The sequence below is a fragment of the Nonomuraea sp. NPDC049421 genome (genome assembly GCF_040677005.1).
Classification (GTDB): domain Bacteria; phylum Actinomycetota; class Actinomycetes; order Streptosporangiales; family Streptosporangiaceae; genus Nonomuraea; species Nonomuraea salmonea.
In genome coordinates this window covers 93,201-108,744 of sequence record NZ_JBFAQA010000032.1, presented here as the reverse complement: position 1 = coordinate 108,744, position 15,544 = coordinate 93,201, and the positions used below count along the sequence as shown (strand labels likewise).

Below are 15,544 nucleotides of genomic sequence, written 5' to 3'. Positions count from 1 at the left end.
TCGCCATGGACGAAGCGCACGTAGACGCCCAGATCGGATACGTGGACGGTAACGTCACCATCTATTCAGTCTCGGACAATGATCAACCTGATCGAAAATACCAAGTCGGCCTTAACTACCTTAAAGGCGACATGCCCCGGCGGGCGGAAACCCTGATACGGGATGCCGCGATGTTCGGCTGCCGATCCAGTGAAGTTGCCTACTACTGGACTCTGGCGATTCTGAGCGGCCGTTCGTTCGACCATTTGGGGCCGGACGAGTTCACTCACCTGTCGGCTGCGAGCACGATGGCCGCAGAATTTCCGCACGACGCGTGGCGGCAGGCGTTCGACGTGGTGATCGAGCTCATCAACTGCATCACCGAGGAGGAGGAACACGGGGCACCCGACCTCACCCGCTTCTCGGCCGCGTTCGACGCCTATCGCGGGCTGCCGAAGGTACGTCGCGACGAGATCCATCGCCACCTCGAAATGATCCTCAACGGATGGATTCAGGACCGCGTCGAGGAGTTGGAGGCGCAATATGTGCAGGCGAAGCGCTTCAGCGGTGACAGGGGGCGCAGGGTGTGGAAGTTCTTCGAACCCACCCCCGCAGCGCCTAGGAGGCTCCCCGCCGCCCCGCCGGTTCTGGACGCCGGCAAGAGATTCCAGGCCGTCCTCGGGAGCGTCCTCGCCGGTCTCGGAGTCCTCTGGATCGTGAGCCTTACGGCCAGCAGCAGCCTGATTGCTGTGATCATAGTGCTCGCGCTGGCCGGCGTCTGGCTGACCACCACCATCATGTACGCCCTACCGCGCCGATCCGCCGACAGGGGACGTCCGCCGGGTGGGTGGAACCAGAACTTCGGCGCGGCGGTCTCCTCAAGTGTCGATCACTGGTTCCAGGTTTCAGGGCCGGCCAATCCCATCGCCGCTCAACAGTTCGCTTGGGACAGCGTGCCGGTGCGTGAGAAGCTCAAGGCTGACCTGGTCTACCTGTACGGCGGCGACCACAGCAGAGTGGGGCCGATCAGGTGGCTCATCAAGTGGCATGCCGAGAACGCCGCACGGCAGTTCGGCTCCGGAGTCCCGCTGCGGCGGGAGGATGTGCCGATCGCCGTTCTGGCAGGTAACGGGGCTCTGCTGATCGCCGGGTTCATCGTCCTCATCGGAGCGGGAAGCGCAAGCTTCCTCGGCCTGCTCGGTGCGGGCTTGCTCATGGGTATTGGCGCCGCGACGTCATGGAATGACTCCCTGAACTACCTCGCCGCGGCTCTCAACCACCCGCGCACGGTGTCGGAAGCGGACCGCCGATGGGCCGCCGAGCAGCAGGAGTACCAGCGCTGGTCCGGGGTGCTCGCCGACCGTCCCAGCGACGCCGAGATGGCCGCGTGGCTTGATCACGACAAGATGATGATCAAGTCGCTGGCGCTCAAGCATTACGGCCTGAGCAATCGCGACGTCATCGCGCATCTCACTCTCACCGAGGGGGCGCCACGCTGCCGGCGTGCCCGTGTGCTGTACGGTCCGCTGCGCTACTCCGCCTATGTGGTGCTGCTCTTCCTGCTCACTGAGGGCGGCGTCCGTCAGGTCACCGTCGATCTCGACTTCTTCTCCGGAGCCATTCACGATGAGCGCCGGACCACGTTCAGGTACGAGATGATCGCTTCGGCGCGGGTCGCCGAGGTGGCCGTACGTTTCGAGCATGGGCACCGACACGTCATGGCACGCGAGGAGATCCAGCCCCATGTCCAGCAGACGCTGATCCTCAGCCGCGCCTTCAGGCTTTCGCTCGTCAACGGCCAGCACATCGACGTCCTCGTCGACAGCTTCGAGCAGGGGCTGATCGATCGGACGCGAGAAGACATCACCTTTCTGACCGCCCTCGCCCTCGACACGTCCGGCGTAACGGGAGCGCTCAGGATTTTGGAGGCTGTGTCGGCGGAGGGGCGCGAGTGGCTCGCCCACGAACGCGCGAGACGGCAGCGAAGGCTGCGCGACTTCAGGGCGAGCCAGAAGATCCCAGGCGCCATCGGCTCCGCGGGGATGCTGGCCCTCCCCGAGCCTTCCAAGCCTCTTGACTCCGCACCGCCGTCGTCGGCTTGATCCCAGGCGTACGCCGGCTGATCACTCAGGCGACTCGCTGGGCTTTGGTCTCGTCTTCCGTGACGGACTCGAAACTTTCGGTCAAGTTGTTAAAGTTTCCCTCTGTTGTGGATCGCGTGGATTGCCTATTCTTCCGTCCATACGGGTTTCGGGGTGGCCGTATATGGCGTGATCTGCGTGGGATGCGAGTCAAGGAAGTAGGCCATGGTAACGAAACATTTCGGTCACTTACCGTGGTGAAGGGTGACGCTGGGCTGCTGGTGCCGGGTCTGCTCGCGCGTCGCGCCCAAGAGCAGCCCGAGAGCCCGGCGCTCGTGGTGGCCGAGGTCGGGACGCTGACGTTCGGTGCGTGGGACCGGCGCTCCGACGCGGTCGCCCACGCGCTGATCGAACGCGGGCTGGCGGACGGGCAGCGGGTCGGGCTGGTGTTCGACGAGCGGGACTGGATCGACCTCGCCGTCGCCTGGTGCGGGGTGATGCGGGCGGGCTGCGTCGCCGTGCCGCTGTCCGCGCGGCTGGCCCCCGCCGAGGTACGCCACGCGCTGACCGACTGCTCCGTGAGCGCCGTCCTGCACGGGCCAGCGATCGATCCGCCGGACGGAGGGGCGTGGCGGGCGACGCTGGCGGAACTGGAACGCGACGGTCCGGTGAGCAGGCGGGACGTCGCACTGGCTCCGAAGGCGCTGGCGCAGATCATCTACACCTCCGGCACCACCGGCAAGGCCAAGGGCGTCGGCGCCACGCACGCCAACCTCGCCCACGGCCTGTCCGCCGACCCCAAGCGCCGCAGCCTCCTGCACTCCCGGCACTTCCTGCACGCCTTCCCCATCGGCAGCAACGCCGGCCAGACCATGCTCGTCAACTCCCTGGGCGCCCGCCCGGCCGCGCTGACCATGCCGCGCTTCACGCCTGCCCGCTTCGCCCGGCTGATCGAGTCGTACCGGGTGGGGACGGTCTTCGTGGTGCCCGCCATGGCCATCGAGCTGCTCAACGCCGGCGTCCATGAGCGGCACGACCTGTCGAGCGTGCGGCTGCTGGGATCCACCGCGGCGAGCCTGCCGCCCGCCGTCGCGGCCGGGATGGCGAAGGCGTTCCCGAAGGCCACGATCGTCAACTACTACACCTCGACCGAGGCGGCTCCGGCGCAGACCGTGATGATCGTGGACCCCGCGCGCCCGGCCTCGGTGGGACGGCCCCACTCGGGCGGCGACCTCAAGATCGTCGGCCCGGACGGGCGGCCCGTGAAGACCGGGGAGACGGGCGAGGTCTGGCTGCGCTCACCCGTCGGCACCCGCTCCTACTACCGCGACCGCGGGCTGAGCGAGACCGTCTTCCGCGACGGCTGGGTGCGCATGGGCGACGTCGGCTACCTCGACGCGGACGGCTACCTCTACCTCGTCGACCGCGAGAGCGACGTCATCAAGTCCGGCGCGCACAAGGTGTCCACGCTGCAGGTGGAGGCCGCGCTGTACGAGCATCCGTCGGTCGCCGAGGCCGCCGTGGTCGGGGTGCCGCATCCGGTGCTCGGCCGGGTCACCGCGGCCGCCGTCGTGACCAGGTCGCCGGTCAGCCTCGCCGACCTGCGGACCTTCCTGATGGACCGGCTGGCCAGGCACGAGCTGCCGAGCCGGCTGCTGTTCGTCCCAGAACTGCCGAAGAACCACCTCGGCAAGGTGGTGAAGTCGCGGCTGCTCGATCTGCTCCGGCCAGACGCCACCTGACCACGATCACAGGAAGAACGCACATGACGCACTGCCAGGAGAGCGTGCCGGCCTCGTACGTCCAGCAGGACATGTGGGTCGGCGAGCGCATGGGGGCGGGACCGGCGTACCACATGCCGCTCGCCCTGTGGCTCGACGGCGACCTCGACGTGCCCGCGCTGCTCGGCGCGTGCGAAGCGATGGCCGCCCGGCACCCGGTGCTCGCCACCGCCGTCGCGGAGAGCGGCGACGGGCTGCGGCTGGTCCCGGCCGCGGAACCGTCCGTGACGGTCGCCGACCTCGACGATCCCGACCGGCTGATCAGGCAGGAGAGCGCGCGGCCGTTCGACCTGGAGAAGGGGCCGCTCGCCAGGTTCACGCTCGCGCCGGCGGGGGAGGGGCGGCATCTGCTGCTGTTCGTCGCCCACCATCTGGTCTTCGACGGCATCTCCAAGGACATCCTGGTACGCGACCTCGCCCGGTTCTACGCCTCCGAGGCCGTCGAGCCGTTGCCGTTCACCTGGCAGGAGCCGGGCGAGGACGTGCTGGCGGAGGCGGGGGAGTTCTGGGCAGGGCGCTGGACGGAGCCGGCCGAGATCGTCCTGCCGGGCCAGCGGCGTACCGGAAGAAGATACGGATTCGGCGAGCAGATCGACGCCGGGCTCGACCACGAGCTGACCCGCTCCGCGAGGAGGGCCGCGGCGGCGACCGGCGCGTCGACCTTCGAGGTGCTGCTGGCCGGCGTGCACGCGCTGCTGTTCAGGTACGGCACGGAGAACGTGGCGGTCGCCGTCGACGTCACCACCCGCGGCCCTGAGACCCGCGACCACATCGGCGCGTTCGTCAACGAGCTGCCCGTGCTGTCCCGGCCGGAGCCGGGGCGGACCTTCCGCGCGTTCGTCAGCGGGCTGCGGGACGAGCTGCGCGCGGTGTACCGGTTCCGCGCGGCGCCGCCGAGGCGGGCGGCGCTCCCCGTGTCGATCAGTTACCGCAGGCAGGAGCCCGACCCGGTCTTCCCCGGCCTGAAGGTCACCGTGGACCGCATGATGTTCGCGGGCGGCGCGCGGAACCCGCTGCACCTGCAGATCGTGGACGGCCCCGGCGGGCTGGCCCTGTGCGTCCGCTACGACCCGGCGGCCGTGGACCGCGACGTCGCGGCCCGCTTCGCCGACGGCCTGCGCACCCTGCTGCGCCACGCCGCCGACGATCCCGGCACGTGCCTGAGCGACCTGGACGTCATGCCGGCGCCGCAGGCGCGGCGGATGCTCGTCGAGTGGAACGACACCGAGGTCGCCTACCCCGCCGGGGCGACGTTGCCGAGCCTGCTCGCCGAGCAGGTGCGGACGCGTCCCGACGCGTGCGCCGTCACGTTCGGGGAACGCGAGCTCACCTATGCGGAGCTGGACGCGGCGGCCGGGCGGCTGGCCGCCCGGATCAGGCAGGCGGGGGTCAGGCGTGGCGAGCTGGTCGCCGTGCACCTGCGGCGCTCCGACCTGCTCCTGGTGAGCCTGCTCGCCGTGCACAGGGCGGGGGCCGCGTACCTGCCGCTCGACCCCGACCACCCGGCGGAACGGCTCGCCATGATCGTGGCCGACGCCCGCCCCCGCCTGGTGCTGTCCGAGACCGACGCGCCGGACGGGCTCAACGTGCTCCTAGTGGATCGCGCCTCCCTGGAGACGGGGGAGCGGCTCGCGGAGCCGGTACGACCCGGCGACCCGGCCTACGTGATCTACACCTCGGGCTCGACGGGCCGGCCCAAGGGCGTCGAGGTCGATCACGGCAACCTGGCCAACCTGCTGCTCGCCATGCGCGACCGGCTCGGTTCTGGACCCGGCGACGCCTGGCTCGCGCTCACCTCGCCCGCGTTCGACATCAGCGCACTGGAGCTGTACCTGCCACTGATCACCGGCGGCCGGGTCGTCGTCGCGCCGCACGGCGCGGTACGGCAGCCGGAGGCGCTGGCCCGGCTGGTCGCCGAGCAGGGCGTCACGCACGTCCAGGCCACGCCGTCGGTGTGGCGGCTGCTGCTGCCCGGCGGCCTGGCCGGGGTGACCGCGCTGGCCGGGGGAGAGGCGCTGCCGCCCCCGCTCGCGCAGGAGCTGCGCGAGCGCTGCGACCGCGTCGTCAACGTGTACGGCCCCACCGAGACGACGATCTGGAGCACGTACGGCGAGCCGGGCGACGGCGAACCGGTCACCATCGGCCGGCCCCTCGCCAACACCCGGATCTACCTGCTCGACGAGCGGCTGCGGCCGGTTCTCCAGGGCGCCGCGGGCGAGCTGTGCATCGGCGGGGCCGGGGTGGCGCGCGGCTACCGGGACAGGCCGGCGCTCACGGCGGAACGTTTCGTCCCCGACCCCTTCGGCCCTCCAGGGGCACGGCTCTACCGCACCGGCGACCTGGCCCGCTACCGGGACGACGGCGAGATCGAATTCCTCGGCCGCAGGGACGGGCAGGTCAAGCTGCTCGGCCACCGGGTCGAGTTAGGCGAGATCGAGGCCAGGCTGCTGGAGCATCCCCAGGTGGGTGAGGCGGCGGTGGTCGTCCGTGGCGAGGGAACGGACGACCACCGCCTGATCGCCTACGTCGTCCCCGCGCTGGGCGAACCCGACGCCGGCGATCTGGCCGCCCATCTGGCCAGGACGCTGCCCGCCGCCACGCTGCCGAGCGCGTACGTCGTGCTGGACGCCCTCCCGCTCAACCCGATCGGCAAGCTGGACCGCGCCGCGCTCCCCGAGCCGCCGAAGAAGGCCGCGGCTCCGCGCTCGGAGGGCGGGGCGCTGGTCGAGGAGGTGCGGCGGATCTGGTGCGAGGTGCTGGAGCTGGACGACGCCGGCACCGACGACGACCTGTTCGACCTCGGCGGGCACTCCCTCACCATCACCCAGATCACGGCCAGGATCAGGGAGAGCCTGGGCGTGGACGTGTCGCTGGACGCCTTCTTCGACGACCCGACGATTCAGGGGGTCGTCGAGGAGATCGTCCGGCTGCAGGGGGACGGCCCGTCGGCGGAGATCGAGCCGCGTCCAGAAGGGGTCGTCCCGCCGCTGTCGTTCGTCCAGGAACGGCTGTGGTTCCTGCAGAAGTTCGACCCGGACGACGCCTCGTACAACATGTATCTGGTGCTGCGGCTGCGGGGCGAGCTGGACACCGGCGCGCTGCAGGAGGCGCTGGACGCGGTGGTGGCCAGGCACGAGAGCCTGCGCACGTCGTTCGCCGACGTGGACGGCGCGCCGACCACGGTCATCCACCCGCCAGGCCCCGTGACCGTCGAGCGCATCGACCTGGCGGGCGCGCCCGGCGCGGAATCCGAGGCGCTGCGGCTCGTCGCCGACCGCACCAACGCGCCGTTCGACCTGGCGGGGGCGCCGCCGCTGCGGATCAGCCTGCTCAGGCTCGGGCCCGATGATCACGTGCTCTGCTTCGTGCTGCACCACGTCATCGCGGACGGGACGTCGCTCGGGATCCTGTTCGACGACCTGTTCGCCCTCTACCAGGACAGGGACGCGGAGCTCACGCCGCTGCGGATTCAGTACGGCGACGTCGCCCTGTGGCAGCGGGAACAGGACTCCGAGGAGTCGCTGGCCTACTGGCGCGGCCAGCTCGCCGACCCGCCCGTGCTGGACCTGCCCGCCGACCTGCCCGCCGACCTGCCGCGAGGCGAGCGGCCCGAGGGCGCGTTCCACACCTTCACGGTGCCCGCGGAGCTGGTGTCCCGGCTGGAACGGGTCGCGCAGGAGCACAACGCGTCGCTGTTCATGGTGCTGGCCGCCGCCTACCAGGTGCTGCTGGCCCGGCACACCGGGCAGGACGACATCCTGGTCGGCACCCCGTGGGCGACCAGGGACCGGATGGAGCTGGAGCCGGTCATCGGCTACCTCACCGACACGCTGGTCCTGCGCGGCGACCTGTCAGGGGATCCGGGCTTCGCCGACCTGCTCGACGCGACCCGGCGTACGGTGCTGGACGCGCACGCCCACAGGACCGTCCCGTTCGAACGGCTCATCGGCGAGCTGGGCGTGCCCCGCGACCTGCATCGCAACCCGCTGCTCAGCACCATGATCATCCTGCACAGCCAGGCGGGGGAGGGGACTCCGCCCGAGCGGGTCGGCGACCTCGGGGTGGAGCTGTTCGACGGCGGGTATCGGCAGGCCAAGTTCGAGCTGTCGCTGGAGACGTGGCGCAACGAGCGAGGGCTGCTCGCGGTGTTCGGGTACGACGTCACCCGGTATCGGGCGGACACCGTGGAAGCGCTGGCCGCCCGGTTCGAGACGCTGCTCCAGGGCATCGCGGACGCTCCCGAGACCCCGATCTCCCGGTTGCCCCTGCTGACGGACGCCGACACGGCCGTTCTGGCGGGCGGGGGTGCTCCGGCCGCTTCCGAGAGGGGCGTCCTGAGCGCCGCGAGCCCTGGGGGCGTGGAGAGCGTGCCCGCGCTCATCCGGCGGGCCGTCGCCGCCCACCCCGAGGCCACGGCGCTGCTGTGGGGCGGAGAGGCGATGAGCTACGCGCAGCTCGACGCCAAGGTGGCGCGGCTCGCGGCGGCCCTGCGGCGGCGCGGCGTCGCGGGCGGGTGCGTCGTCGGCGTCTGCCTGGAGCGGTCGGCCGAGGCCGTCGTGGCGCTGCTGGCCGTCTGGCGGGCCGGAGGCGCGTACCTGCCGCTGGACCCCGCCTACCCCGACGAGCGGCTCGCGTTCCTGATCCAGGACAGCGCCGCCCGGCTGGTGGTGACCGACGCCGGGCTCGCGTCGCGGTTGCCGGGGGAGACGGTCGTGCTCGTCGCCGACGACGAGACAGGGGCGGGCGATCCCCGCTGGTGCGGCGACTGGGACCCGGTCGAGCCGGACGATCCCGCGTACGTGATCTACACCTCGGGATCGACGGGCCGGCCGAAGGGGGTGCTGGTCGAGCACGGCAGCCTGGCGGGACGCGTGCGGTGGATGCGCGAGTCGTACGGGATCGGGCCGGACGACCGGGTCGCGCAGTTCGCCTCGCTCAGCTTCGACGCCCACGCCGAGGAGCTGTACCCGGCGCTGACGGCGGGCGCGGGCGTGCTGCTCCTGCCCGGCGGCGCCGCGTCGCTGCCCGACGTGCTGCGCACACCGGCGGGCCGGCGGGTGACCGTGCTGGATCTGCCGACCGCGTACTGGCACCGGCTCACCGAGGCGCTCGACGACGTGACCTGGCCGGAGGCGCTGCGGCTGGTGATCCTCGGTGGCGAGCAGGTGCACGCGGCGGCGGTGGCGAGGTGGCGGGAGCGGTTCGGCGACCGGGTGCGCCTGGTCAACACGTACGGGCCGACCGAGGCCACCGTCATCGCCACGGCCGCCGACCTCGGCGCGGCCGACACCGTGGGCCGCCCGCCCATCGGCCGGCCGATCGGCGGCACGACCGTGCACGTCCTCGGCCCGTACGGCGAGCCCGTGCCGCCCGGCTTCCCCGGCGAGCTGTGCCTGGGCGGGGCGGGGCTGGCGCGGGGCTACCTGGGGCGTCCGGCGCTGACGGCCGACCGGTTCGTCCCCGATCCTTTCGGCCCGCCGGGCTCCCGGCTCTACCGGACCGGCGACCGGGTGCGGTGGCGGCAGGACGGGACGCTGGAGTTCCTGGGCCGCTTCGACGCCCAGGTGAAGGTGCGTGGGTTCCGCGTGGAGCCGGGCGAGGTGGAGGCCGCCCTGTTGGCCCAGCCGGGTGTCCGGCAGGCGGTGGTGACGGCGGACGGGGAGCGGCTGGCCGCGTACGTGGTCGGGCCGGCCGAGCCGGACGAGCTGCGGGCGCGCCTGGCCGCGGCCCTGCCGGCGCATCTCGTGCCCACGGCCTGGGTGAGCCTGCCGGCGCTGCCGCTCACGATCACCGGGAAGGTGGACGTGGCGGCGTTGCCCGCGCCCGAGCCGGGACCCGCCGCGGAGTTCGTGACTCCGCGCACGGACGCCGAGGTGCTGGTGGCCGAGATCTGGGGTGAGCTGCTCGGCCTCGAGACGGTCGGTGTCCACGACGACTTCTTCGCCCTGGGCGGGCACTCCCTGCTCGCCACCCGGGTCGCGGCGCTTTTGCGCAACGCGGTCGAGACGGAGGTGCCGATCCGCACGGTGTTCGACCATCCGACCGTCGGCGGGCTCGCGACCGCCGTCGAGCGGCTGGTGATCGAGCAGCTCTCGGCACTCACCGACGCCGAGGCCGCGGAACTGCTGGAGGTGGGGGAGTGACCCGCTGTGAGGCGGCGCACCTGCTGGAGGTGGGGGAGTGACGGGCTCGAACGAGCTGTCGGCGGCCAAGCAGGCGTTGCTGGCGCAGCGGCTGCGGCGCGGGGCGGCGCCGCGCCGTACGATCCCCGCGCGCCCCGGCGGCGAGCCGCCGCCGCTGTCGCACGCGCAGGAGCGGCTGTGGTTCCTGGAGCAGTTCGCGCCGGGCACCGCCCAGCTCACGATCCCGATCAGGCTGCGGCTGCGCGGCCCCCTCGACGCCGCGGCCCTGGCCGCCGCGCTGGACGCCGTCGTGGCCGGGCACGACGCGCTGCGCATGCGCTTCCCCGCCACCGAGGACGGCCGCCCGCGCGTGCTGCTCGCCGCGGACGCCACGCTCCCGCTCACCGTCCGCGACGCGCCGGACGAGGCGGCCGCGAAGGAGCAGGTCGAGCGGTTCCTGGCGGTGCCGTTCGACCTGGCGGCGGGGCCCATCGCACGGGCGCTGCTGATCAGGCTGGGCGACGACGACCACGTGCTGGTGATCGCGGTGCACCACATCGCCGCCGACGGCTGGTCGGCCGACGTGCTGCTGCGCGAGGTCTTCGCCCGCTACGACGACCGCACACCGCCCGCCCCGCAGGTCGGGTACGCCGACTACGCCGCCTGGCAGCGCGGCCTGCCCCCGTCCGAGCGCGACCTGGACTTCTGGCGCGACCGGCTGGCCGGCCTGGAACCACTGGACCTGCCCGCGGACCGGCCACGCCCGCCCGAACGCACCTACACCGGCGCCGCGCACCCGTTCACCCTGGCCCCTGAGGTAGCCGCCGGGCTGGCCGGGCTCGGGCGCGCGCACCGGGCCACGCCGTACATGGTCATGCTGGCCGCGCTCGCCGCGCTGCTCGGCCGGTACGCGGGCGCCGACGACGTCGCCGTCGGATCGCCCGTGGCCGGCCGCCAGGTCCCCGAGCTGGACGGCGTGATCGGCTGCTTCGTGAACATGCTCACCATGCGGGTGGACCTGACCGGCGACCCGACGTTCGCCGAGCTGGTCGGCCGGGTGCGCGACCTCGTCCTGGACGCCTTCGCCCACCAGGACCTGCCGTTCGAGCAGCTCGTCTCCGAGCTGGACGTGCCGCGCGACGTGTCCAGGTCACCGCTGTTCGGCGTCATGTTCGCGATGCAGAACTACCGCCACGAGGCCATCGACCCGCCCGCCGGGCTGACCGTCACCGACTTCCCCGTGGACGCCTGGGCCACCCGGTACGACCTGGAGCTGTACGCCGGCGACGACTCGGGCGGCATGTTCGTCTACAACACCGACCTGTTCGAGCCGGACACCGTCGAACGCCTCGCCGGCCACCTGTGCACGCTGCTTGAGCGGGTCGCGGCCGACCCCGGCACCCCGCTCTCCCGCATCGACCTGCTCACCGAGGACGAACGCTGCCAGGTCCTGCACACCTGGAACGACACCGCCACGGACTTCCCCGGCCCCGCCACCCTGCACGGCCCCATCGAGGCCCAGGCGGCCCGCACCCCAGACGCGGTCGCGGTGCGCTTCGAAGGGCGGTCACTGACGTACGGCGAGCTGGACGCCGCGGCGGACCGGGTCGCCCGCACGCTGCGCGACCTCGGCGCGGGCCCCGGGACGGTGGTCGCCGTGTGCGCGGAACGCTCGCTGGACCTGCTGCCCGGCCTGCTCGGCGTGCTCAAGGCGGGCGCCGCGTACCTGCCGATCGACCCTGAATATCCGCCGGACCGGGTGGCGTTCATGCTGGCGGACGCCGCACCGGCCGTGCTGCTCACCCAGCGGAGCATCCGTCCTGACCTGCCGGACACCGGCGCGACCGTCCTCGATCTGGACGACTCTGACGTCTGGACCGGCGCGGAAGGACCGCTGCCCGACGTGCGGCCCGACGACGTCGCCTACGTCATCTACACCTCCGGCTCCACCGGCCGCCCCAAAGGCGTGCCGAACACCCACGGCGCCATCGCCAACCGGCTCGACTGGATGCAGGACCGCTTCCGGCTCGGCGACGCGGACGTCGTGGCGCAGAAGACGCCGCTCAGCTTCGACGTGTCGGTGTGGGAGCTGTTCTGGCCGCTGCGTTGCGGGGCCAGGCTGGTGCTCGCGACGCCGGGCGGCCACAAGGACGCCGCGTACCTGCGCAAGCTCATCACCACGGAAGGCGTGACCACCGCCCACTTCGTCCCGTCGATGCTGGCCGTCTTCCTCGCCGAGAACGGCGGCGCCGGATGCGGCTCGCTGCGGCGGGTGATCTGCTCGGGCGAGGAGCTGCCCGCCGACCTGGCCCGCCGCTGCGTCGCCACGCTCCCCGCCACCGAGCTGCACAACCTGTACGGCCCCACCGAGGCGGCCGTGGACGTCTCCGCCTGGCACTGCAGGCCGGGCACCCTCACCTCGGTGGCCCGCGTCCCGATCGGTACCCCCATCGCCAACACCACCCTGTACGTCCTGGACGCCGCCATGTCCCCGGTGCCGATCGGGGCGCCAGGCGAGCTGTTCATCGGCGGCGCCGGCCTGGCCAGGGGCTACCTCGGCCGTCCCGCGCTCACCGCCGAGCGGTTCGTGCCCGACCCGTACGGGCCGCCCGGCTCGCGCCTCTACCGCACCGGCGACCTGGTGAGGCGCCGCCCCGACGGGGTGCTGGAGTTCCTCGGCCGGCTGGACGCCCAGGTCAAGCTGCGCGGCCTGCGCATCGAGCCGGGCGAGATCGAGGCCGCGCTGCGCGGGCTGCCCGCCGTCGGGGACGCCGCCGTGATCGTCCGCGACGACCGCCTGGTCGCGTACGTCACCCCCGGCACGGGCGACGCCCCGGACCAGGCGCTCGACCAGGCGCTCGACCAGGCGCTCGACCAGGCCCTCGACCACGGCGCACTCCGCGCCGAGCTGAAGAAGACGCTGCCCGACTACATGGTCCCCGCGAGCTACGTCACGCTCGCCGCCCTGCCGCTGAGCCCCAACGGCAAGCTGGACCGCCGCCGCCTGCCCGCACCCGTGGCGACCAGGGACGCGACGGTCGAGTTCATCGCGCCCGGCACCCCCACGGAACGCACGCTCGCCGCCATCTGGGGTGAGCTGCTGGGCGTCGAGGCGGTCGGCGTTCATGACGACTTCTTCGACCTGGGCGGGCACTCGCTGCTCGCGACCCAGGTGGTGGCGCGGCTGCGCCAGGAGGCCGGCCTCGTGGTCAGCGTCATGGACGTGTTCAAGCACCGCACGATCCGCGAGCTGGCCGCTCTCGCCGACACCCCCGCCGACCGGCGCGGGCCCCGCTCGCTGCTGCACCGGCTGACCGCCGCGGGCAGCACCAGCCCGGTCCTCAGCTACGTGTGCGTCCCGTACGGGGGCGGCAGCGCCGTCGTCTACCAGCCGCTCGCCGACGCCCTGCCGGACGGGCACGCGCTCTGGTCGGTCGCGATCCCCGGTCACGACGTGGGCATGGACGAGGACAGGCTGCCGTTCGACGAGCTGGCGGCCGGCTGCGTGCGCGAGGTCCTGGAGAAGGTCGAGGGCCCGATCGTCCTGTACGGGCACTGCGGCGTGGGCTCGGCGCTGACCGTGGAGATCGCCCGCCGGCTCGAAGCCGCCGGACGCGAGCTCGACGGCGTCTACATCGGCGGCATCTTCCCGTTCGCCCGCCCGCGCGGCCGGGTCATGTCGCGCATCGCCAAGATCGCGGAGGCCGAGCGGCTGCGCAGCGACCAGCGCTACGTCAACTGGCTGATCTCGCAGGGCGTGGACATGAGCGACCTCGACCCCGCGCAGGCCCGCCGCATCGTGCGCAACATGCGCCGCGATTCGCGGGAGGCAGAGGACTACTACACCCGGCTGTTCGAGTCCGGCACGCAGCGGCTGCGCGCTCCCGTGATCAGCGTCGTGGGGACCGAGGATCCGGCGACGGACTACTACCAGGAACGCTTCCGCGAATGGCACTTCCTCACCTCGGCGTCGGCGGTGGTCGTGCTCGCAGAGGCGGGCCACTTTTTCCTGAAATATCGGGCACAAGAGCTCGCCGAGATCGTCACCACCGTCCACCAGAACCTGGAGCAACCGGCCGACGCGGCGGAACCGGCCGTGGCGGAACCGGCCGTGGTGGGAGCGGCCGACGCGGCGGGACCGGCCCTGACGGAACCGGCTCGCCACCGCCCGGCCGGGCCGCCGCGGAGCGGCGCTCGTACCTGGTGGTTGCACGACGTGTCGCACGCCGACACGATGCCCGCCCCGACCGGCGTCAGGCCCGGCGTCCCGCGCTTCCTCGCCGTCGCGCTCAGCCAGCTCGTCTCCATGACGGGCTCGGCGCTGACGGAGTTCGCCGTCCCCCTCTGGATCTACACGACGACCGGGTCGGTGGCGAAGTTCGCGCTGATGGCGGTCGTCGGCCTGGTGCCGGGCATGCTGGTGGCGCCGGTCGCCGGCGCGATCATCGACAGGACGAGCCGCCGCCGGGTGATGCTGGCCGGAGACGCCGCCGCGTTCACGATCCAGCTCGCGTTCGGCGTGCTGCTCTGGACGGGGAACCTGTCCGTCGAGATGATCTACCCGCTGCTCGGCTGCCTGTCCGTCGCGCTCACCTTCCAGCGCCTGGCGTACTTCTCGGCCGTCCCGCAGCTCGTCCCCAAGCACTACCTCGGGCACGCGGTCGGCATCACGCAGCTCGGCACCGGCACCGCCCAGCTCCTGGTGCCCATCTTCGCCGTCGGCCTGATGTCGGCGATCGGGCTCGGCGGCATCCTCCTGCTCGACATCGCCGGCTACGCGGTCGCCATCGCCGTCCTGCTGGCGGTGCGCTTCCCCGACAGCATGCCCTGGCGGCGCCGCGAGTCGATCAAGAACGAGATCCTCGGCGGCCTGCGCTACTCGCTCGGCCACCGCGGGTTCGTCGCCATGCTGCTGTTCTTCGTCGTGCTGAACGTGTTCCTCGCGCCGCTGCTGCTGATGTTCTCGCCGCTGGTGCTGGCCTTCGCCGAGCTGGCCGACGTCGGCAGGATCTCCTTCCTGGCCGGGGTCGGGACGTTCGCGGGCGCGCTCGTCATGGTCGTCTGGGGCGGCCCGCGCCGGATGCGCCTGCGCGGCGTGCTGCTGTGCAGCCTCGTGCTCGGCTGCTTCTGCCTGTTCACCGGCCTGCGCGCCGACCTGGCCGTGATCGCCGTCGGCGTGTGCGGCATCACGCTCTGGATCACCCTGCTGAACGGCATCTACACGACGATCGTGCAGGTCAAGGTGCCGCAGCGGTTCCACGGCCGGGTGTTCGCGATGAACACGCTCATCGCCTGGTCCACGCTGCCCATCGGCTACGGGCTCGTCGCGCCGTACGCCGCCGCGCTGCTCGACCCGCTCCTGCTGGACGGCGGCGCGCTCGCCTCGACGGTCGGCGCGGTCATCGGCGTCGGCCCCGGCCGCGGAATCGGCCTCATGTACGTGCTCTTCGGCCTCGCCATCCTGGCGATCACGCTGGCCGCCATGAGGGTCCCGGCGCTGGCCCGCTTCGACCACGAGGTTCCCGACGCCGTCGCCGACGACCTGGTCGGCGTACAGGCGTTGCGACAGAAGGAGGAATGA

At 72.2% G+C, this 15,544-nt stretch carries 4 protein-coding genes; all 4 read left to right on the top strand.

Translation table 11 applies throughout. From position 1 onward, the window contains the following. Nucleotides 1–5: 5 nt before the first annotated feature. The 4 genes from AB0K18_RS40265 to AB0K18_RS40250 all read left to right on the top strand — a co-directional run bounded on the left by AB0K18_RS40265 (nt 6) and on the right by AB0K18_RS40250 (nt 15,544). Nucleotides 6–2,081: a hypothetical protein gene (locus tag AB0K18_RS40265; protein ID WP_364925819.1), complete on the top strand. Its 2,076-nt coding sequence runs from the start codon at nt 6–8 to the stop codon at nt 2,079–2,081. A 236-nt stretch (nt 2,082–2,317) separates the two neighbouring features. After that, nucleotides 2,318–3,802, top strand: a complete 1,485-nt coding sequence (locus AB0K18_RS40260) for an AMP-binding protein (RefSeq protein WP_364925818.1) — start codon at nt 2,318–2,320, stop codon at nt 3,800–3,802. A 23-nt stretch (nt 3,803–3,825) separates the two neighbouring features. After that, nucleotides 3,826–9,984: an amino acid adenylation domain-containing protein gene (locus AB0K18_RS40255; RefSeq protein ID WP_364925816.1), complete on the top strand. Its 6,159-nt coding sequence runs from the start codon at nt 3,826–3,828 to the stop codon at nt 9,982–9,984. A 37-nt stretch (nt 9,985–10,021) separates the two neighbouring features. Then, nucleotides 10,022–15,544, top strand: a complete 5,523-nt coding sequence (locus tag AB0K18_RS40250; protein ID WP_364925814.1) for an amino acid adenylation domain-containing protein — start codon at nt 10,022–10,024, stop codon at nt 15,542–15,544.